General features: G+C 71.6%; 16 protein-coding genes. 12 read left to right on the top strand and 4 right to left on the bottom strand.

Annotated features, from left to right (window positions below; translation table 11 throughout):
* The first annotated feature begins 42 nt into the window (after positions 1 to 42).
* Positions 43 to 972, top strand: coding sequence for an SDR family NAD(P)-dependent oxidoreductase (locus tag J2S55_RS36515; RefSeq protein ID WP_306870469.1), 930 nt, complete (start codon positions 43 to 45; stop codon positions 970 to 972).
* Between the two features lie 97 nt (positions 973 to 1,069).
* Here the strand turns inward: J2S55_RS36515 and J2S55_RS36510 are convergent, their stop codons facing one another.
* The 3 genes from J2S55_RS36510 to J2S55_RS36500 are packed head-to-tail and all read right to left on the bottom strand — an operon-like array spanning position 1,070 to position 2,608.
* Entirely contained in the window at positions 1,070 to 1,777 is a 708-nt protein-coding gene (locus J2S55_RS36510) for a B3/B4 domain-containing protein (protein WP_306870468.1), read from the bottom strand.
* A 29-nt stretch (positions 1,778 to 1,806) separates the two neighbouring features.
* Positions 1,807 to 2,421, bottom strand: a complete 615-nt coding sequence (locus tag J2S55_RS36505; protein WP_306870466.1) for a LysE family translocator — start codon at positions 2,419 to 2,421, stop codon at positions 1,807 to 1,809.
* 10 nt (positions 2,422 to 2,431) lie between these two features.
* Positions 2,432 to 2,608 (bottom strand): hypothetical protein, encoded by a 177-nt coding sequence (locus tag J2S55_RS36500; RefSeq protein ID WP_306870465.1) that lies wholly within the window; start codon positions 2,606 to 2,608, stop codon positions 2,432 to 2,434.
* A 28-nt stretch (positions 2,609 to 2,636) separates the two neighbouring features.
* Between J2S55_RS36500 and pdxR the strand changes: the two genes are divergently transcribed.
* The 11 genes from pdxR to J2S55_RS36445 all read left to right on the top strand — a co-directional run bounded on the left by pdxR (position 2,637) and on the right by J2S55_RS36445 (position 17,779).
* The gene (gene pdxR / locus J2S55_RS36495) at positions 2,637 to 4,127 is read left to right on the top strand and encodes a MocR-like pyridoxine biosynthesis transcription factor PdxR (RefSeq protein ID WP_306870462.1); all 1,491 of its coding nucleotides are present in this window, start codon (positions 2,637 to 2,639) and stop codon (positions 4,125 to 4,127) included.
* Between the two features lie 201 nt (positions 4,128 to 4,328).
* A complete protein-coding gene (locus J2S55_RS36490; protein ID WP_306875714.1) occupies positions 4,329 to 4,904 on the top strand; it encodes a helix-turn-helix domain-containing protein in 576 nt (191 codons plus the stop codon).
* Positions 4,905 to 5,171: 267 nt separating this feature from the next.
* Entirely contained in the window at positions 5,172 to 6,008 is an 837-nt protein-coding gene (locus tag J2S55_RS36485; protein ID WP_306870458.1) for an EamA family transporter, read from the top strand.
* A gap of 85 nt (positions 6,009 to 6,093) precedes the next feature.
* Positions 6,094 to 6,714, top strand: a complete 621-nt coding sequence (locus J2S55_RS36480) for an FMN-binding negative transcriptional regulator (RefSeq protein ID WP_306870455.1) — start codon at positions 6,094 to 6,096, stop codon at positions 6,712 to 6,714.
* Positions 6,715 to 7,339: 625 nt separating this feature from the next.
* Complete coding sequence (locus tag J2S55_RS36475) at positions 7,340 to 8,725, top strand: serine hydrolase domain-containing protein (protein WP_306870453.1); 1,386 nt, start codon at positions 7,340 to 7,342, stop codon at positions 8,723 to 8,725.
* A gap of 135 nt (positions 8,726 to 8,860) precedes the next feature.
* Positions 8,861 to 10,927, top strand: coding sequence for a dipeptide ABC transporter ATP-binding protein (locus tag J2S55_RS36470; RefSeq protein WP_306870449.1), 2,067 nt, complete (start codon positions 8,861 to 8,863; stop codon positions 10,925 to 10,927).
* Complete coding sequence (locus tag J2S55_RS36465) at positions 10,924 to 11,874, top strand: ABC transporter permease (RefSeq protein ID WP_306870446.1); 951 nt, start codon at positions 10,924 to 10,926, stop codon at positions 11,872 to 11,874. The genes J2S55_RS36470 and J2S55_RS36465 overlap by 4 nt, the downstream gene beginning before the upstream one ends.
* On the top strand, positions 11,871 to 12,746 hold the full coding sequence (locus J2S55_RS36460) for an ABC transporter permease (RefSeq protein ID WP_306870443.1): 876 nt from the start codon (positions 11,871 to 11,873) through the stop codon (positions 12,744 to 12,746). Before J2S55_RS36465 ends, J2S55_RS36460 begins: the two co-directional genes overlap by 4 nt.
* 58 nt (positions 12,747 to 12,804) lie before the next feature.
* On the top strand, positions 12,805 to 14,655 hold the full coding sequence (locus J2S55_RS36455; RefSeq protein ID WP_306870442.1) for an ABC transporter substrate-binding protein: 1,851 nt from the start codon (positions 12,805 to 12,807) through the stop codon (positions 14,653 to 14,655).
* On the top strand, positions 14,655 to 15,734 hold the full coding sequence (locus tag J2S55_RS36450) for an erythromycin esterase family protein (protein ID WP_306870439.1): 1,080 nt from the start codon (positions 14,655 to 14,657) through the stop codon (positions 15,732 to 15,734). Before J2S55_RS36455 ends, J2S55_RS36450 begins: the two co-directional genes overlap by 1 nt.
* Positions 15,731 to 17,779, top strand: a complete 2,049-nt coding sequence (locus tag J2S55_RS36445; protein ID WP_306870436.1) for a prolyl oligopeptidase family serine peptidase — start codon at positions 15,731 to 15,733, stop codon at positions 17,777 to 17,779. Before J2S55_RS36450 ends, J2S55_RS36445 begins: the two co-directional genes overlap by 4 nt.
* Here J2S55_RS36445 and J2S55_RS36440 read toward each other — a convergent pair.
* Positions 17,757 to 19,403, bottom strand: a complete 1,647-nt coding sequence (locus tag J2S55_RS36440) for a PucR family transcriptional regulator (protein ID WP_306870434.1) — start codon at positions 19,401 to 19,403, stop codon at positions 17,757 to 17,759. The two genes, J2S55_RS36445 and J2S55_RS36440, sit on opposite strands and share 23 nt — an antisense overlap.
* Positions 19,404 to 19,428 lie beyond the last annotated feature (25 nt).

Here is a 19,428-nt window from a genome sequence, read left to right as displayed (position 1 = left end):
CATGTCCTCCCTCCGTGCCCCCGCCCCCGCCGAGGTCCAGTCATGACGTGGGACGTCCACCGGCCGCCACCTGCCGAGGGCAAGAACTACCTGGTCACCGGCGGCAACGCGGGTATCGGGTATTTCGTCGCCGAGCAGCTCGCCCGCACCGGAGCCACCGTCGTTCTCGGCAGCCGGGACACGGCGAGGGCCGGAGCCGCGATGGCCTCGATCCGTTCGCGCGTCCCCGGCGCGCACGTGCGCCATCTCCGGCTGGACCTCGCCGACCTCTCTTCGCTCAGAGCCTCCGTGGACGCGCTGGAGCTGGACGGTCTCGACGCGGTGGTCCACAACGCCGGCGTGATGCTCGACCGGCCGCCGCGCCGCGAGACCAAGGAGGGCAACGAGCTGATGTTCGGGACCAACCACCTCGGGCATTTCGCGCTGACCTGGTGGCTGGCACCCCTGCTCTCGGCCGTGCGCGGGAGCCGTGTCGTCACCACCGGCAGCTTCGTGGGCAAGTCCGTGGACCTGGACCTCGACGACCTCCAGAGCACACACGACTACCGGCCGAAGCGTGCCTACGCCCGGTCGAAACTGGCGCAGATGCTCTTCGGCCTCGAACTCGACCGCCGCCTGCGCGCCGCCGGCGGCGCCACGCTGAGCGTGGTGACCCATCCCGGCGGCGCGATCGACTCCCTCACCCCCTCGCGTCCGCCGGTGCGTGTCCGGACCGTCGGCGAACGGCTGCGCGGCCTGCCTGCCGGCGTTCTCCTCCAGGGCAAGGAGGCCGCCGCGTGGCCTGCCGTCCGGGCGGTCCTCGACCCGTCCGTCCGCGGCGGCGGGCTCTGGGGACCCCGGGTGTTCGGGATCCGCGGCGCGCCCAGGCTCGAACCCGTCCGAGGCCACCTGGCCGACACCGAGCTCGCGGCGCGGCTGTGGGCCGCCAGCTGTGACCTGACCGGTGTGGATCCCGGCTCCGCCCCCTGGTAAGGGGCGCAAGGGTGACCGCGGGCCGGCGTGCGCCGATCAACGCCGCCGGCGGCGAACAGGGGCCCGTGGAGCCGGGGCCCGCGGGCACCGACCGGGCTCAGGACGTACTGGTCGAGAACTCGAACCGCGGCGAGGACCGGCTCAGCACCGCGCTCTCCGGTACGGCCCGCCAGATGCCGTTCAGCTCGTCCGCGAGCACGGACGTGAGTTCCCGGACGTCCGCGGCCGCCGAACCGTGCATCGCCTCCGCGATGATCAAGACCGTGGTCGTCGTGTCCCGGACGGCCGAGTAGCCGCTCTGCCGGTTCGTCCACCGCCGGGCGTGGGCCCGCCCGGCGGCGTCGGCGAAGATCACTTCGCGCGCTTCGGGGTTCTCCGTCTCACCCGAGAAGGTCAGGTAGCTCTCCTCCCCGCTCGCGTGCCGGACTTCGAGGCTCCCGGCGATCCTGGTGGCGTCGAAGACGCCCACCGGGATCGCGAACGCGAGCGAGACCGCGTTGCACAGGTCTATCAGGGGGTGGATCCGCGGGAGGACCCGCTCCTTCTTGAAGCGCCGCAGCAGCGACTCCGCGGCGCATCGATACTGGGTGGGCTTGAGGCCCATCCTGGAGAAGGCCCTCCGCCACGCCTGGATCTCGGGGAACTCGCTCTCCGGGCCCGCGGCGAGCCGCGCTCCGGCGACGGCGCCGAACTCGGCGATCCGAGGGCCGGCGGAAGCCTCCCCGGTGATGCCCGTGGCAAAGACGGCACCGGCGACGAGCTCCGGATACTCCGCCCAGATCTCACCCGAATGCTGGAAGTACATGTGGTTGAGCCCCTTGTCACGGACTGGATCTACTGATCGGCGAAAGCGAGTCTGGCGCCGAGCGCGACGAAGGAGCCGGCGAAGACCCGGCCCATCCAGATCATCACCCGGGGCCGTGCGGTCACGTGGTCCCGCACCGAGGCGGCGAAGATGCCGTAAGCGGCGAAGACGACGAACGTGATCAGCATGAAGACGGCGCTCAGCTCCACCATCCGCAGCGGGGAGCCCGGCTCGCCGGCGCTCACGAACTGCGGCAGGAACGCGAGGAAGAAGACGGTCAGCTTCGGGTTGAGGACGTTGATCAGGACGCCGGAGAGGATCACCCTCCCCGCCGGGCGGGGAACGGCCTCCTGGTTCTTCACGACGGCTGCGCCCTTGTCCTTGAGCGTGGCCCACGCCATGTAGAGGAGATAGGCCACGCCTAGATATTTCAGGACCTGGAACGCCGGCGCGCTCGTCCGCAGCAGGGCCGCGAGACCGGTGACCGTCGCCACCGCGTGCGGAACGATGCCGAGGGTGCATCCGAGCGCGGCGACCACGCTTGCGCGGTGGCCTCGGGAGAGGCCGGCCGACAGCGTGTAGACGACGCCGGTGCCAGGCGTGGCGACCACGACGAGCGTGGTCACCAGGAACGCGATGCTCACGGTGGGTCTCCTAACCGCGCGGGCCGGACACGCCGGCGCGGTGGGGCAGGCCGGCGGGGGGCCGTTGCGCCGCCGCCCCCGCGGCCTGGGCCCGGGTCAGGAGGTCCGCGCAGAGGCCGGCCGCGAGCGGCCGCGTGCCCGCGCCGCGGAGCGGGCCGCGGGCGGGGAAGGTTTCGAATCTGTCCACGCCCTCATCCTGCTGCCACAATGGCCTTATGAGTAGGGCCAAAACAAGCCCAGATGACCGGTCCATAACCTCCGGGTCCGACTTCCTGCAGCTGAACATCGGCGACGCGCCGGCCGGCGGCCGCTCCGACTGGCTGGCCGCGCAGCTACGGCTCGCGATATCGGACGGCCGCCTGCCGGTGGGCAGCAGGTTGCCGGCCACCCGGGTGCTGGCCGGAGAGCTACGGGTGTCCCGTGGCGTCGTCACCGAGGCGTACCAGCGCCTGAACGAGGACGGGCACGTCGCCGGGCGCAGGCGGGGCGGGACGATCGTCGTCGCCGCTCCGGCGGCGGCGCCGGGGGCCGTGCCGCCGCCCGCACCCGCCGGTCCGCCGCCGACGGGGGCGGTCTTCATCACCGCGCCCGGCCCGGACGTCTTCGACTCGTTGCGGTCGGCTCCGGCCCGGATCGACCTGTCGCCGGGGGTGCCCGACCTGGCCGCGTTCCCGCGGGCGGCGTGGCTGCGCGCCGAACGCTCGGTGCTCGGCGGCCTCTCGCCCTCCGACCTCGGATACGGAGATCCCCGGGGGACGGCCGCGCTGCGCCTGGCCGTCGCGAACTGGCTGGCCCGTAACCGCGGGATCAGGGTGGATCCGGGCGAGGTGCTCGTCGTCGCCGGCGTCGCCCAGGCGCTCGGACTGCTCGCGCAGGTGCTCCGCCATGACGGGATCTCCCAGGTGGCGGTGGAGGATCCCGGCTCGCTCGGAGCCCGCCAGCATCTGCGCAACTGGCAGCTGGACACCCCGCCGATCCCGGTCGACTCCGAAGGGGTCCGTGTCGACGAGCTGCGCGCCCAGGGTGCCCCGGCCGTCCTGCTGACACCGGCGCACCAGTTCCCGACCGGGGTGGTACTCGGCGGCGAGAGGCGTCGCGAGCTGATGCGCTGGGCCGACGACGGCGGTCTGATCGTCGAGGACGACTACGACGCCGAGCACCGCTACGACCGGCCCGCCGTCCCCGCCCTGCGGTCGATGCTCGCCGACCGCGTCTGCTACGCCGGGAGCGTCTCCAAGCTCCTCGCCCCCGCGCTGAGAGTGGGGTGGATGCTCGCGCCGGCGAAATACCACGACGCCCTGGTGGCCGCCAAGCGCTACGCCGATCTCGGCAACGCCGTACTGCCGCAGCTGGTCCTGGCGGAGCTGATGGGATCGGGCGAGATGGAGCGCCAGCTACGTTTCCTCCGCAGGCGTCACCGCCGCCGCCGGGACGCGATGATCGATGCGATCAGGACCCACCTCCCGGGCGCCGTCGTGCACGGCGCCGCGGCGGGCCTGCACCTGATGATCACCTTTGCGGCCGGGTTCGCCGATGTCGACCTCGCCGCCGCGTCGCTCGCGCGGGGGGTGAAGACGCAGCCGCTGTCGTGGCATCGCCAGCGGCCCGATCAGCCGGGGCTCGTCCTGGGCTACGCCGCGAGCGCGCCGGCCGACATCGCCGAAGGCGTGGCGACCATCGGCGACGTCCTGCGGGGACTGTCGTGACCGCGGGGCGCCGTCCTGCAGGGGCTGTCGTGACCGCGGAGGCGCCGTCCGGTCCGGGCCCCGCGCCCCGGCCGCCGTACAGGTGTCGGCCCCCGCCACCAGAGGCCGGGAACCGGGTGGAACGGCTCCGGCCCACCATGCGGTACATTGAAATGACCGAATGGTGTATTAGACTGACCGATGGGAGGTGGCACGGTGACCATGGCGGATGCGGCACTGCAGGCGGTGGCGCGCAACGTGCGGGAGGCACGGACGCGGGCGGGGCTGTCCCTGGAGCAGCTGAGCGCGCGCGCCCAGGTGAGCAAGGGCGCGCTGGTGGCCCTGGAGAAGGCCCAGGGCAATCCCAACCTGGCCACGCTGGTGCGGCTGGCCGACGCGCTCGGCCTGCCGATGTCGGCGCTGGTGCAGGGATCCTCCGCCGGCAGCGTGCAGATCGTCGAGGCCGCACAGGTGACCCCGCTGTGGACCGGTGAGCACGGCGGGCAGGCGCGGCTGATGCTGACCGTGCCGGGCCCGGCGCCCATGGAGGTGTGGCGGTGGCGCCTGCACCCGGGCGAGACCTATCCCAGCCACCCGCACCCGGCCGGGGTCCTGGAGACCGTCAGCGCCGTCGACGGGGAGATGGTCCTGATGGTCGACGGCACCGAGCACACCCTGGCGGCCGGGGCGACCGCCGCGTTCGCCGCCGATGTCCCACACGCCTACCGGGGGGCCGGCACCGGGCCGTGCGAACTGGTCATGACGGTCACCCTGCCCGCCATCACCCGCGCGTCCTGACGACGCAGGGCCCGGCCGGGCCCTGCGGTCGAGCCGCCCCCGGGGCCGGCGCCCGGCCGGGGCGCCCACCTTCCGACCCGCCCACACTCCCCCACCTTCCGACCCGCTCGCACTCCCCGACCTTCCGACCCGCTCGCACTCCCCGACCTTTCGACCCGCCCGTACTCCCCGACCGCCCGCCCTCCGTGTACGGCGGTCGCTCCACCAAACCCACTGCGGTCATTCCAATGGACCGCTTGGTCGCTTCACTGATATCGGAGGTATGCCGTGCTCGCGCTGGTCCTGGCCCTGGGCAGTTCCCTGGCCTACGGCTGCGCGGACTTCCTGGGGGGCCTGGGGGCCCGCCGGGCCCACGTCCTGCGCACCGTGATGATCGCGGCCCCCGCCAGCCTTGTCGTCGAGCTGGCGCTGTGGCCCTTCCTCGGCGCCTCCTGGTCGGCGCAGGCCGTCGGATGGGGCGCACTGTCGGGTGTGGCCTCGGCAGCGGCCTTCGCCCTGCTCTACCGCACCCTGGCCGTCGGCCCCATGAACATCCTGTCACCGATGACCGCGCTGGTCTCCGCGCTGCTACCGGTCGCCATCGGCCTGGCCCAGGGTGAGCACCTGAGCGGACCGGCCATCGCCGGCATCCCGCTGGCCCTGGCCGCGGTCGTCCTGGTCAGCGCCGGTCCCGGCACGCGCGCCGCCCGTCCCTCCAGGTCCGCGCTGCTCCTGGCCGTCGGCGCGGGCACCGCTATCGCCGTCCAGCTCATCTGCCTGGACCAGGCCCCCGCCGACAGCGGGCTGGCCCCGCTCATCACCGGCCGCGCGGTCTCCTCCGCCGTGACGATCGGCGCGGCCCTCGCCCTGCGCGGACGCCTGGGCCCCGAACGGCCCTCCCTGCCGCTGTCGGCCGGCGCCGGGGTGCTCGACTCCCTGGCCAACCTCGCCTTCCTGCTGGCCGCGCGTAACGGCGACCTGGCCGTCGTCGCCGTCATCACCGCACTGTACCCCGCGGGCACCATCCTGCTGGCCCGCGCCGTACTGTCCGAACGTGTCCACCGCGGCCAGCTCGCCGGGCTGGGCACCGCGGCCCTCGCCGTCGGCCTGCTGGCCCTGAGCTGACCCCATCCCACGGGCCGGGCACGAGCGCCCTGCCCCGGCCTCCGACCGATGACCTGCCACCGAGACCGGAAGATAGGGTTTTCGCATGTACGTCCCGCATTTCAACGCCATGGACGACCTCGACGAGGTCCGCGCGCTGGTCACCTCGGTCGGATCGGCCGAGCTCATCACCGTGGGGGACGACGGATACCCGCTGGCCACCCTGCTGCCGGTGATCTGGGACGAGGACCGGCTCGTCTTCCACATGGCCCGCGCCAATCCGCAGTGGAGGTCCATCCAGGCGCACGCTCCCGCGCTCGCCGTGGTCACCGGCCCCCAGGCCTACATCTCCGCCGCCTGGTACGCCTCCAAGGCCGAGCACGGCCGGACCGTGCCGACCTGGAACTACTCCGCGGTGCACTTCACCGGCCGCCTGCGGGTCCACCAGGACGCCGACTGGCTCCTGGAGGCCGTCACACGGCTCACCGACCGGCACGAACAGCGCCGCGACCGGCCGTGGGCGGTCGGCGACGCCCCCGAGCAGTACATCGACAGGCAGCTGCGGGCCATCGTCGGCATCGAGTTCGCCATCGAGAGGATCGAGGGCAAGGCCAAGCTCAGCCAGAACAGATCCGACGCCGACTACGCCGGGGTCATCGAAGGACTGCGTCGCGAGGGCGGCGGCCGCGAGCACCAGGTCGCCGACTCCATGGCCGAGCTGCGGTGATCTCCAGGCCCCACGGGCCACGCCCGCACCCCGGCCCGGCCCGGCCCGGCGGGCAGGCCGCCCCGGCCGGGTCTCCCCGGACCCCGGCCCGCCCAGGGCGGCTCCCCGCCGCCTGAGCCGCTCCGCGCGCACGGCGCAGCCGGCGAACGGCGACAGCATCTCGTCGGCGGTCAGTTCCAAAGGGTAGGGAGAGAACCAGACCTCGAGGCCGAGGTCGGCGGCGTGCGCCGCCGCGAGCTCCATCCGTTCCGGATCGCCGCCCATGACACGGACCGCGGTGCAGTGCAGGTCGTCACGGGTGACGCGCAGCTCGCGCCTGACCGTCTCCGGGTCAAAAGCTCGTGGCCGATCGCTCCGTTGTACGAAGCCGGTGTCGTAGCTGATGCCTCTGGCTCGCGTGTCGCGCCTTCTTCCAACGGTGACGACCAAGGTACTGGCCGGACCGCCTCGCGCTCGGCGTCGCCGCCTATCGGCGGCCGGCCACCGCGGTCCGGCCCCCGACACCGGCGATCCGCGGGGCTTGGCCGAGCCCACGAACCAGCGTGCCGCTCGCAGTGGAAACGAACAAACAGCACGATTCCCACCGACTCTATGCTCCTTCGGAGTCGAGCCAGGAGGGATGTCAGTGTCGAAGCTGGATGAGGTCGGTACGTGGTTGCAACACCGGTTGCCTGACCTGCTCACCGAGAACCAGGTGCCCGGAGCGGCCGTAGCGGTCTGCGCCGGTGATGAGACGGTCGAGGCCGCGGCGGGGATGCTGAGCACGGTTACCGGCGTCGAGGCCACGGTCGACGCCCTCTTCCAGATCGGCTCGATCACCAAGGTGTTGACCACGACGCTGGCCATGCAGCTGGTCGACGAGGGGAAGCTGGACCTCGACGCTCCGGTGCGGGCCTATCTCCCCGAGTTCCGGATCGCCGACGAGCGGGCAGCGGAGCGGATCACCGTACGGCAGCTGATGTGTCATGTCGCGGGTTTCGAGGGCGACATCTTCACCGACACCGGTAAGGGCGACGACTGCCTCGAGAAGTATCTGGGCACTCTGCACCAGGTGCCGCAGCTGTTCGAGCCCGGCGAGATGTTCTCGTACAACAACGCCGGCTACTGCGTGCTGGGCCGGATCGTCGAGGTCGTCCGGGGACAGCCGTTCGACATCTGCCTGAGGACGCACCTGTTCTCGCCCCTGGGCCTGACCCATGCCGCGAACGATCCGTACGAGGCGATCGTCCACCGCACGGCGGTGGGACACATCGAGCGGACGCCGGGTGGCCCGCTTGAGCCGACCCCGGTCTGGGCGTTGGCGCGCTCGAACGCGCCGGCCGGGTCGATGCTGGCGATGCGCCCTCGCGACCTGCTGGCCTTCACCCGCATGCACCTCGCCGGCGGCCTGGGGCCGGACGGCACCCCCGTCCTGAGCCGGGCGGGCGTCAGGGCCATGCAGCAGCCACAGGTCACGCTGCCCGACATCAACCAGGGCACCGCCTGGGGCTTGGGGTGGGAGCTCTTCGACCTTCCGGGCGGCCCGGTCTTCGGCCACGACGGTAACACCATCGGCCAGTCGGCGTTCCTGCGCGCGGTGCCGGGGCACGACGTGGCGGTGGCGATCCTCACCAACGGCGGCCTGCCGCGGCGGGTGCACGCCGAGATCGCGGGCCGCGTGCTCCACGAGCTCGCCGGTGTCGAACTGCCCGGGGAGCCGATGCCCGATCCGGCCGCGCCTCCGGTGGACGCGTTCCGGTATGCCGGCACGTACATGTCGAGCACGTGTGAGACCGCGGTGAGCCAGGACGAGCAGGGACGGCTGTGGTTGGAGCGCATTCCCATCGGAATCACCGCCGAGCTGGACGAATTGCCGTATCGGACGGAGTTGGTCGCCTGGCGCGGCGATACGTTCCTGCCGGTCGAACCCGAACGTGGCGCTCGCGCGCCGCTCGCGTTTCTGGGTGACGACGGAGCGGGACGCGCGGTGTATCTGCACACCGGGCGGGCCGACCGGCGGGTGAACCTGTGAACGACCCGGCGCCATCGCCCGTGGCGATCAGTTCGTCCGGCCGGACGAACGCCGGCGTGAAGGTTCGATGAACGCAACGAACACCACCGGGGGCCCGCGTCCCACTATCGTCGGGTGGATTTGGAGAGTACCGCCGTGAGCACGGCCGATGGTTCCGAGAACGCGCGCGGGCCCGCGGATGCCGATCGTGTGCTGAGCATCCGCGACCTGTCGGTCGAGATCCGGCGCGGCGAAAGGGGCGTCCGCCCCGTCTCGGACGTCAGCCTCGTGCTGAACCGCGGCGAGACCCTGGGCATCGTCGGTGAGACCGGATCCGGCAAGTCCATGACCGGTCTCGCGATCATGGGCATGCTGCCGGCCGGCGGCCGGGTGACCGGCGGATCGATCGTCCTGGGCGGCAAGGAACTCGTCGGGCTTCCCGCGGCGCAGTACCGGGCCGTCCGCGGCAACGACGTCGCGATGGTGTTCCAGGACTCGATGACGGCGTTGAACCCGACCCGGCGGATCGGTGATCAGGTCGCCGAGCCGGTGCGGCTGCACCATGGCGCGTCGAAGCGGGCCGCGCGTCGAAGCGCCGAGGAGATGCTCGCCCTGGTCGGGCTGCCGCGGCCGGCCGAGCGGCTGGACGACTATCCGCACCAGCTCTCGGGCGGCATGCGGCAACGCGTGATGATCGCGATGGCGCTGGTGTGCGAGCCGCGGGTCGTCATCGCCGACGAGCCGACCACGGCGCTCGATGTCACGATCCAGGCGGAGATCCTCGAGCTTCTCGATGACCTCAGGTCCCGGCTGGGCATGTCGATGATCCTCATCACGCACGACATGGGGGTGATCGCCCGGCATGCCGACCGCGTCGGGGTGATGTACGGCGGACGCGTGGCCGAGACCGCCCCGACGCCTGTGCTCTTCAGCCGGACGCGGCACCGCTACACGCACGCGCTGCTGTCCTCGATCCCTTCGCTCACCCACGACAGGCGTGAGGAGCTCTTCAGCATCTCGGGCGCGCCGCCGGACCTGACCGTGGCTCAGGTGGGCTGCCCTTTCGCGCCGCGCTGTGACGCCGCGACGGATCGCTGCCGCGAGGAGCGGCCGGCACCGTCGGTGGCGGAGGACGGCCATGCCTACGCGTGCCGGCATCCGGTCTCCGGTCCGACGGCCAGGGTCCGCTCACGGTTCGCCACCCCGCCGGCGGTCCTCCCCGAGCAGGGAGCGGTGCCGCGGTTACGCGTCGTCGACCTCAGACGCGAGTACCCGGCGGGCGGCGCGGGGTTCCTCGGCGGGCGCCGAACCGTGAAGGCGGTGTCCGGCGTGAGCTTCGAGGTGGCGGCCGGTGAGACGTTCGGGCTCGTCGGAGAGTCGGGCTGCGGCAAGTCCTCCCTGGGCAGGATGCTCGTGGCCCTGGACCGGCCCACCTCCGGTGAGGTGATCTTCGACGGCGAGTCGGTCACCCGGATGAGCGCACGCGCGTTCGGGCCGCGCCGTACCCAGCTGCAGATGATGTTCCAGGACTCGAACGCCTCCCTCGACCCCCGGATGCGCATCGGCACGATCCTGCGTGAGCCCCTGGCGATCCAGGGCGTCGGAAGCCGCGCCCAGCGGACCGTCCGTGCCCGCGAGTTGCTGCACGACGTGGGTCTGCCCGCGAGCGTCATGGAGCGCTACCCCTACGAGCTCTCGGGGGGACAGCGCCAGCGGGTGGGCCTGGCCCGCGCGCTCGCCCTGGACCCGAAGGTGCTGGTCGCCGACGAGCCGGTCAGCGCGCTGGACGTCTCCATCCGCTCCCAGGTGCTCAACCTGATGCGCCGCCTCCAGCTTGAGCGCGGGCTCAGCAGTGTGGTGATCTCACACGACCTCGCGGTCGTGCGGTACCTGGCCGACCGGGTCGGCGTCATGTACCTGGGCAAGCTTGTCGAGGTCGGCACGGCCGAGGAGGTGTACGGCGCCGCCGCCCACCCCTACACCGCGGGGCTGCTCGCCGCGGTCCCGGACGCGGACCCGGAGGCGCGACGGCCGGAGGGGACCGCGAGGGTGCGCGGCGAGCTGCCGAGCCCCATCGATCCGCCCAGCGGCTGCCGGTTCCGCACCCGGTGCGCGCTGGCAACCGACCGGTGCGCCGGGACGGAGCCTCCCTTGCAGGCGGTCACCGGCACCCACCAGGTCGCCTGCCACCACCCGTTGCGGAGAGGGGATTCGCACTCATGACTTGGTACGTGGTCCGACGCCTGGCGATCTCCTTCCTCGTCCTGCTCGGGATCTCCGCGGTGGTCTTCTTCCTCCTGCACCTGGTTTCGGACAGTCCGGGGCGCGTCGTCCTGGGCCAGCGCGCCTCGCCCGAGGCGGTGGCGGACTTCAACCGCCAGCACGGCTTCGACCGTCCGGTCGTCGTGCAGTACGTCAGCTACCTCGGCCGGCTCGCGCAAGGCGACCTGGGCAGGTCGTACAAGCTGAACGAGGACGTGGGGACCCTGCTGCGGCAGAACGCCGGCCGCAGCGCGATGCTCTCGCTGGCCGGACTGGTCCTGGCGCTGGTGATCGCCGTCCCGCTCGGCATCCTGCAGGCGGTCAAACGCAACCGCGTCGTCGACCGGGTCGCCACGGCGGCGTCCTACGTCCTCTACGCGACGCCGTCGTTCCTGCTCGGTCTGATACTGATCGCCGTCTTGAGCCAGAGCCTGCCCGTCTTCCCGGCCGAGGCCTCCCAGTCGCACTCCCCCTGGGTGGTCCTCACCGATCCGCGGGCGATGGCGCTCCCCGTCATCACGCTGGCGGTCACCAGCGTCGCGATCTTCGCCCAGTACCAGCGCTCCTCCGCCCTGGACCAGCTCGGTCAGGACTACATCAGGGTCGCGCGGGCCAAGGGGCTCCCGGAGCGACTGATCTTGACGCGCCACCTGCTGCGCAACGCCTGTCTGCCGCTGATCACGCTGGTCGGCACGCTCGTCCCCACGCTCCTGGCGGGCAACCTGATCGTCGAGTCGCTCTTCAACTACCCCGGGCTGGGCCTGCTGTTCCTCAACAGCCTGCATCGCGAGGACTACCCGGTGCTCCTCGCCTACACCCTCATGGGCGGCATCCTGACCGTGGCCGGCAACTTCGTCGCCGACCTCGCGGTCGCCGCCGCCGACCGCCGAATCGAGCTGAGAAAATGACCTCACACGCCGCGGACGCCGAGATCACGCCGGCGAGGAACCCGGTCTCGGCGCTGCGCCGACTGCGACGGCATCCGCTCGGTCTCGCCGGCGGGCTGCTCCTGGTGCTCATCGCCGGGTTCTGCTTCCTCGGCCCGCTGTTCCACCCCACCAACCAGACCGACGTGGACCTGGTCAACGCGGCCCTGCCCCCTGGCCCCGGCCACCCGCTCGGGACGGACCCGAACGGGTTCGACGTGCTCGGGCGGCTGATGGCAGGCGGTCAGGTGTCCTTGCAGATCGGGCTCCTCGCCGCGCTCTTCGCGACCACGATCGGCACCGTCTACGGCGCCGTCGCCGGACTGGCCGGGGGCGTGGTCGACGGGTTCCTGATGCGGCTGGTCGACGTCATGCTGTCGATCCCCTTCCTGTTCTTCGTCCTGATCCTGTCGGCTCGCTTCCACGCGAACACGCTGTCGCTGAGCCTGGTCATCGGCGGGTTCTCCTGGCTCCTGTCGGCCCGGCTGGTCCGCGGCGAGGTCCTGACGCTGCGGGTACGGGAGTTCGTGCTGGCCGCACGGGTGATGGGCGCGTCCCGCCGGCGGATCATCCTCACCCACCTGATCCCGAACGCGCTCGGTGTGATCATCGTCAACATCACCTTCCAGGTCGCCGACGCGATCCTCGTCGTCGCCGCCCTGGGATTTCTGGGCTTCGGCATGACGTACCCCACCGCGGACTGGGGCAGTCAGCTCGCCGGCGGCGTCACCTACATCTCCGCCGACTATTGGTGGCTGATCTATCCCGTCGGCGGCTGCATCATCCTCACTGTGCTGGCGCTCAACCTGCTCGCGGACGCGCTCCGCGACGCGGTCGGGCGACGGGCGGACTGAGCACCGTCTGCGCACCGTCTGCGCACCTTCGATTCACTTCACATGCAGGGAGCCATCAATGACGCACGTGTCCGGTAAGCAGCTCGCCGCGGCGCTCGCCGTGATCGCCGTGCTCGCCACGGCGTGCACCGGCGGCGGGAGCTCGACCAAGGACGTCGCCGGCAGCTACGCCACCCCGCCGGAGCAGACGGGCACTCCCAAGGACGGCGGGACCGCCACGGTCGCGTTGACCCCGGGACTCAGCCCCAACTACATCTACCCCTACCCGCCGGCGTCCGCCAACGGGACCGTCATCGCCCGCGGGCTGATGTGGCGCTCCCTCTACCGGCCCAGCGGAGAGGGCGACCAGATCACGGACGCCGGGCTGAGCCTGGCCGAGCAGCCCGCCTACAGCCCCGACCGCAAGACCGCGACCATCAAGATGAGGGACTACAAGTGGTCCAACGGCACCCCGGTCACGGCCGATGACGTCGTCTTCTCCCTCGCGCTGCTCAAGGCCGCGCTCGCGGAGAGCCCGGCCAACTGGAGCTTCTACACCCCGGGCCAGTTCCCCGACGGAGTCACCGCGGAAGCCACCGCGCCGGACACGCTCACCCTCAAACTGGAGACCGCGTACAACCCGTCGTACCTCCTGTCCATGCTGACGCTGCTGTACGTGATGCCCTCCAAGGAGTGGAACATCGCTCGCTCCGGAGGGCCGCACCTGGACTACACGCAGCCGAAGCACGCGAAGGCGATCTACAAGTACCTCACGAAGGAGTCCGAGTCCCAGTCCACGTTCGCGAGCAACCCGCTCTGGCAGGTGGTCAACGGCCCGTACCGGCTCAAGAGCTTCGACTCGACGACCGGCTCGTTCTCCCTGGCCCCCAACGAGTCCTACAGCGGTCCGGGCGAGTCACGGCTCGACCAGATCGATTTCAAGGCCTTCACCTCCGCCGCCGCGGTGCTCAACCAGTTCAAGGCCGGCAACCTGACCGTCGGCACGCTGGACTCCAGCTTCATCACCCAGATCGACGCGCTGAAGGCGAAGGGGTACAACGTCTACGGCGCGCCCGCGCCCGCCCGCTTCGACTCGCTGACCGTCAACTTCAAGAACACCGTCAACAACTTCGACAAGGTCATCGCGCAGGCGTACGTCCGGCAGGCCCTGCAGCGCCTGATCGACCAGCAGGGGTACATCGCCAGCAGGGGCATCTACAACGGCGCCGGCTCCCCGAACTACAGCACCGCGGGCAACGGCTCTCCCTATCCCCCCGAGTTCGGCGACAAGGCGCCCTATCCGTACGATCCCGCCGCCGCCGGGAAGCTGCTCACGGACAACGGCTGGAAGCTGGTGCCGGACGGCTCCACCACCTGTGAGCGCCCCGGCACCGGGCCGGGCGAGTGCGGCGCCGGCATCCCGCGGGGGCAGACGATCAGCTTCACCCTGGCCTCCGCCAACACCCCTGCCTACGTCGGCGCCCGCGACATCGCGTTCGCGTCGGCGGCCAAGAAGCTCGGCGTCGAAGTCAAGATCGTGACCAAGTCGCTCAACTACATGTACGCCAACTACGGCAACACCTTCGCCCCCGCCACCAAGAACGAGTGGGCGATGCAGGACTTCGGGCCGCTGTATCTCGCGGCCGGGTACCCGAGCAGCAACACGGTGTTCAACACGGGGGGCAGCTTCAACCTGGGCAGCTACCGGAACGCCGAGGTGGACAAGTCGATCAACGCCTCGACGTTCGGAGCGGACGCGAAGGCCCTCTCGACCGAGGTGACCCGCCTCGCCGAGGACCTGCCCGTGCTCTTCCTCCCGACCCCTCACACCCTGGTGGTGTGGAAGGACACCCTGTCCGGTCCGCAGTCGTCGTTCAACGCCCTGATCAGCTTCCTGTACACCCCGGAACTATGGTATTTCCACAACTAGTGCGCGAGCTGGTCGGCGATGCGCGAGTGGTGGCCATCGGCGAGGGCGCGCACAACATCACCGAGTTCTACGAGCTCAGGGACCAGCTGTTCCGCATCCTCGTCCAGGAGCTCGGCTTCTCGGCCTTCGTGATGGAGTCCGGTTTCGCCGAGGGGCTGGCCGTCAACGCGTGGATCCATGGCGGGCCGGGGCAGGTCGGGAAGGTCGCCCGCGACGGCATCACCTACCGGTTCGGCGAGTGCGAGCCGATGCGGCGGCAGCTGCGCTGGATGCGCCGCCAGAAGGTCGGCTTCTACGGGATGGACCTTCCCGGCTCCTCCACGTCACCCGGGCCCGCCGTACGGGCCATTCTCGACCGGATCCCGGGCGACGAGGAGCTCCTGCGCCTGAGCGACCTGGGGGGCCGGACGGAGGCGGCAGTCCGCTACGCGGCCATGCCCGTCGCCGAACGCACCCGGCTGCTCGACGGTCTCCGCGCGCTGGTCGAGCGCGCCTCCCTGGTCGACGACGAGATCGTACGGCGGTGCGCGGCCTCGCTCCAGGCCTTCGTCGAGGAACTGGATCCGCCTTCCGCCGGGCCGTACCCGAGAGAGGTGTTCATGGCGGACACCGTGAAGTGGGTCCTGGAGCGAGAAGAGCGCATCGTCGTGAGCGCCCACAACGCGCACGTCCGGCGCACGCCGTTCCTGGACCGGCCGATGATGGGCGGCCTGCTCGCCTCCTCGCTGGGAGCCGACCTCGTCGTCATCGGGATGACGTACGGCTCCGGTCCGGAGGTCCGGTTCACGCAGCGCTCCCCGCGCCCGTTCGACTGCGACGTCTCCCTGGAGGAGCGGAGCCTGCCGCCGAACTGCGTCGAGTCGCGGCTGGACCGCATCGGTCGGCCCGTGGCCGTCGTGGACCTCCGCCGTGTGCCGGGCGACTTCTTCGACGGCATCGACGGCACGCTGGCCGGCGGCGGGATCGACCCCGTCGACGACTTCCCGGCGGCCTACGACGCGCTCATCCATGTCCGCCACGCCACCCGCATCCCCGGCGCGTTCGAGCGCCTCCGCGCGGAGTTCGAGGAGTCACCATGACCTACCCGCCCACCCGCACCGTCGAGGTCTTCGAGGACGTCGCGGGCGTCCGCGTGCCGGATCCGTACCGGTGGCTGGAGGAGGAGACCCCCGAGGTACGGCGATGGCAGCGGCGGCAGGCCGATCTCGCCACCTCCGTCGTCCACGACGGGCAGGACCCGGAAGCCGTCCGGGACCTGATCCAGGCGTATGACAGCGGGTCCCGCCCGGCCCTGCCGAAATACGCGGCCGGCCGCTGGTTCCGCGCTGCCGGGTCCCTGATCGTCGTCGCCGACCGGCCGTACGGCCCCGGACGGCCGGTGATCGACCTGGCCGGGTTCGGCAGCGAGCGGAACCCGGCGTTCCTGTCCTGGCTGGCGCCCGCGCCGGACGGCCGCGTCCTGGCCCTGGGCATCTGCACCGACGGCAGCGAGCACAACACCATCCGGCTCATCGAGGTGGCCTCGGGGCGGGTGCTCGACGGCGCGCCCGAGCAGGTCCTGCACAGCGCGTGGGCCGGCGGTGTCTCGTGGCTGCCCGACAGCAGCGGCTTCTACTTCTTCGCCCTCACCGGCACACCGCAGGAGTTCCGGCAAGGGGTGTTCCTCCACCGGCACGGCGGCACCACCGTGGAACCCATCCCGGTCGGCGAGGGTTCCCGGGAGTACACGCTCGTGCAGATGTCGCCGGGCAGCCGATGGGCCGTCGCCAGCCATCGGGTGGGCAGTCCGATCCCGGTCGCGGTCCGCGACCTGTCCGAGTCCGGTACGGCGTGGCGGCCTTTCGTCACCGCGTGCCCCGGAACGATCGCGGGCCACGTCGTCGGCGACCACTACATCGCCGTGACCGACGTCGGGGCTCCTCGCGGGCGAGTGGTCGCCATCCCGCTCGACGCGGCCGATCCCAACGACCCGGCGGGGTGGACCGAGCTCGTCCCCGAAGGCGACACGGTGCTGCGGTCCCTCACCCCGGTCGGTGAGCACCTGTACCTCAGCGAGTTCGACCAGACGTTCGCCAGGGTCCGGATCATCGATCGCTCGGGCGCCACCACCGGCGAGGTCCCCCTCCCCGGCCGCGGCGCGCTCGCCGCTCCCTTCTTCGCGCTGACCGCCCTGGCCGTCGGGACTCCCGCGGACGACTTCGTCTTCGCCTTCTCCACACTGACCAGCTCCTGGGGCGTCTACCGGCACCGCCCCGGCGACACGGGGATCGAGACGCTGTCGGCCCCGACGGTCATGCTCGACGCCGAGCTGGAAGCGGGGTGGGCCATCGCGTCTGACGGCGTCGCGGTGCCGTACCACGTGGTGCGCCCGTCCGGGAGCGACCCGACGCGGCCGGCGCCGACACTGATCTCCGCGTACGGCGCGGCGAACGTGCCCCTCCTGCCCCAGTACCAGCCCGACCTGGCCGCCTTCGTCGCCGCCGGCGGCGTCCTCGTCCAGGCCTACCTGCGCGGGGGCGGTGAGTTCGGCCGGGACTGGTACCTGGCCGCGCACCGGGACAAGCGCCACGTTCGCGACGCCGACCTCGTCGCGGTCGCCGAGCACCTCATCGCCAAGGGCCTCACGACCGCCGACCGGCTCGCGTTGACCGGCGGGTCCGACGGTGGCCTCATGTGCGGAGTCGCCGTCACCACACGGCCCGACCTGTGGCGTGCCGTACTCCCGCGAGAGCCCCTGCTGGATCTCATCGGCGGCACCCGCGACCCCTACCTCGACTTCGTCATCCGCAAGGCCTGGGCGGACCCGGACGATCCGGCGGAGGTCCGCCGGCTCCTCCGGCTGTCGCCGTATCAGCTGGTCAGCCCCGGCGTCTTCCCGGCGGTCTACATCCAGGCCGGGGCCGCCGACCCCCGGTGCCGTCCCTGGCACGCACGCAAGTTCGCCGCACGGATGCAGGCCGCCCAGAAGGGAGAGGCGCCGATCCTGCTGCACGTCTTCGACAACGCCGGCCATGGCGCGGCGACCGCCCATGACATCGCGATCACGCAGGACACCGAATGGTTGGCGTTCCTGGTCAAGACCCTCGGCCTGCGGGGCCGTCTCAACCGTCCGAGGCCGACCTGATCGACATCAGGCGCAGCTGCAGCATGGCCGACAGGCGCGCGTCCGGGTCCTTGAGGTCGATGCGGCCGACCTCGGCCGCGCGGCGCAGCCGGTAGCGGAACGTGTTGGGGTGCACGTACATCGCGGCGGAAGCCACCACTACGTCGCCGAAAGCGTCGAGCCAGGCGCGCAGCGTCTCGACCAGGCTGCTCTGCTGCTCCTTGTCATAGGCGGCGATGCGCGCGACGGAGCCGCTGGGGATGTCTCCGCGCGGAACGAGATCGGCGAGTTCGAGCAACAGCGCCTCGATGTGGACGTCGTCCAGGAGGGCCACCTGCTGCCCGCCGGCTCCGGAGCGCAGGACGCGCAATGCCCGTTCGGCCCCCGAGCGCGATCGGGCGAGCGCCGAACTGTCCGTGGCGAGCTGCCCCACCCCGACCAGCGGGCGCAGCCGGGAACCGACCCGGGTCAGGAACTCGGTGGCGATCCAGGCCGCGCGTTCCTCGCCGTCCTGCCGGTTCTGCGGAAGCGGGAGGATGCCGTAGGCGACATCGCCGATCAGCGCCGCGGCGGCGCGCGGGTGCACGGCCGACAGGTGCATGGCGAACGCGTCGGCGAGCCGCTTGCGTTCGGTGGCGAGCTGCGCGGGCAGGGGATGCTCGGTCGGCGAGCCGACGACGGTGAGCGCGAGGACGACCGCGGGCTCGTCCTTCAGGCCGAGGCGGCGGACCGCCTCAAGCGACCCCGGTCCGCTCTCCAGGGCGGTGCTCAGCAGCTCCGCGCGCAGCCGTCGCTCCCTGTCCGAATCGGCACGCTGCCACACCATGTGCATCGCGACGAGCTTGGACGCCTCGTAGAGCGCTTCGCCGCGTTCCTCGCTCAGGGGCTCGGGAACGACCACCCAGATCGTGCCGAGGATCTCGTCCCCGGCGCGCACCGCGATCGCCGCGCGGGGCAGCTCACCCGTCTCGGGCAGAGGCGCCACGAAAACGGGCCTGTCGCTGCGGTAGATCGCCTGGAACACCCCACGCTCCTCCAGGATGCGGGTGTAGTGCTCCGGAACCTGCCGGCCCAGGATCGTCTGGACCCGCGACGGGTCCGCCTCCTCCTGCCGGCTGGAGAAGGCCAGCAGGCGCGAGTTGCGGTCCTCGATGGTGACCGGGGCGTCGAGCAGCGCGGCGATGGCGTTGGCGACCGCGAAGAGATCACCGGACCGGATCCGGCCGAGCGTGTGGGCATCGGCCTCGTCCAGGCCGCTCTCGGCCGTCAACGCCCGGAGCATCCCCGCCAGGTGCGTCCACGACGCACCGCGGGCGAACGCGAGGACCGCCACCCCCGATTCGCGTGCCGCCGTGACGAGCCGCTCATCGGGGACGACAGGCGCGCGGACCACCAGCCCGGCGGCATCGCGCCGCCCGAGCCGCTGCACGACCCGCGCGATGTCGGCGGGGTCGTGCAGGCCGACGCCCATCACCAGCGCGTTGCTCGGCAGCTCCGGCTCGTCGAGCGGGTCGTAGATGACGACGCCGCCGATGTCGCCGGCCAGCTCGATGTCGCCGCAGACCACGTCGAGCAGCGTGGCGCCGAGTTCCTCCAGGACGCGTGCGAGGCTGGCTCGCGGGAGGCTGCTCACGGGGACGAACACGCGCCCGAAACTAGCGCAGCGCGGG

Origin of the sequence: Streptosporangium brasiliense (assembly GCF_030811595.1) — a bacterium.
Lineage (GTDB): Bacteria > Actinomycetota > Actinomycetes > Streptosporangiales > Streptosporangiaceae > Streptosporangium > Streptosporangium brasiliense.
This window is presented reverse-complemented; position numbering and strand designations above follow the sequence as displayed.

Bases quoted from the DNA above. Each gene is read 5' to 3' on its own strand.
- J2S55_RS36515 (WP_306870469.1), top strand. From the start codon at position 43: ATGACGTGGGACGTCCACCGGCCGCCACCTGCCGAGGGCAAGAACTAC.
- J2S55_RS36510 (WP_306870468.1), bottom strand. From the start codon at position 1,777: ATGTACTTCCAGCATTCGGGTGAGATCTGGGCGGAGTATCCGGAGCTC.
- pdxR (WP_306870462.1), top strand. From the start codon at position 2,637: ATGAGTAGGGCCAAAACAAGCCCAGATGACCGGTCCATAACCTCCGGG.
- J2S55_RS36490 (WP_306875714.1), top strand. From the start codon at position 4,329: ATGGCGGATGCGGCACTGCAGGCGGTGGCGCGCAACGTGCGGGAGGCA.
- J2S55_RS36480 (WP_306870455.1), top strand. From the start codon at position 6,094: ATGTACGTCCCGCATTTCAACGCCATGGACGACCTCGACGAGGTCCGC.
- J2S55_RS36465 (WP_306870446.1), top strand. From the start codon at position 10,924: ATGACTTGGTACGTGGTCCGACGCCTGGCGATCTCCTTCCTCGTCCTG.
- J2S55_RS36460 (WP_306870443.1), top strand. From the start codon at position 11,871: ATGACCTCACACGCCGCGGACGCCGAGATCACGCCGGCGAGGAACCCG.
- J2S55_RS36455 (WP_306870442.1), top strand. From the start codon at position 12,805: ATGACGCACGTGTCCGGTAAGCAGCTCGCCGCGGCGCTCGCCGTGATC.
- J2S55_RS36445 (WP_306870436.1), top strand. From the start codon at position 15,731: ATGACCTACCCGCCCACCCGCACCGTCGAGGTCTTCGAGGACGTCGCG.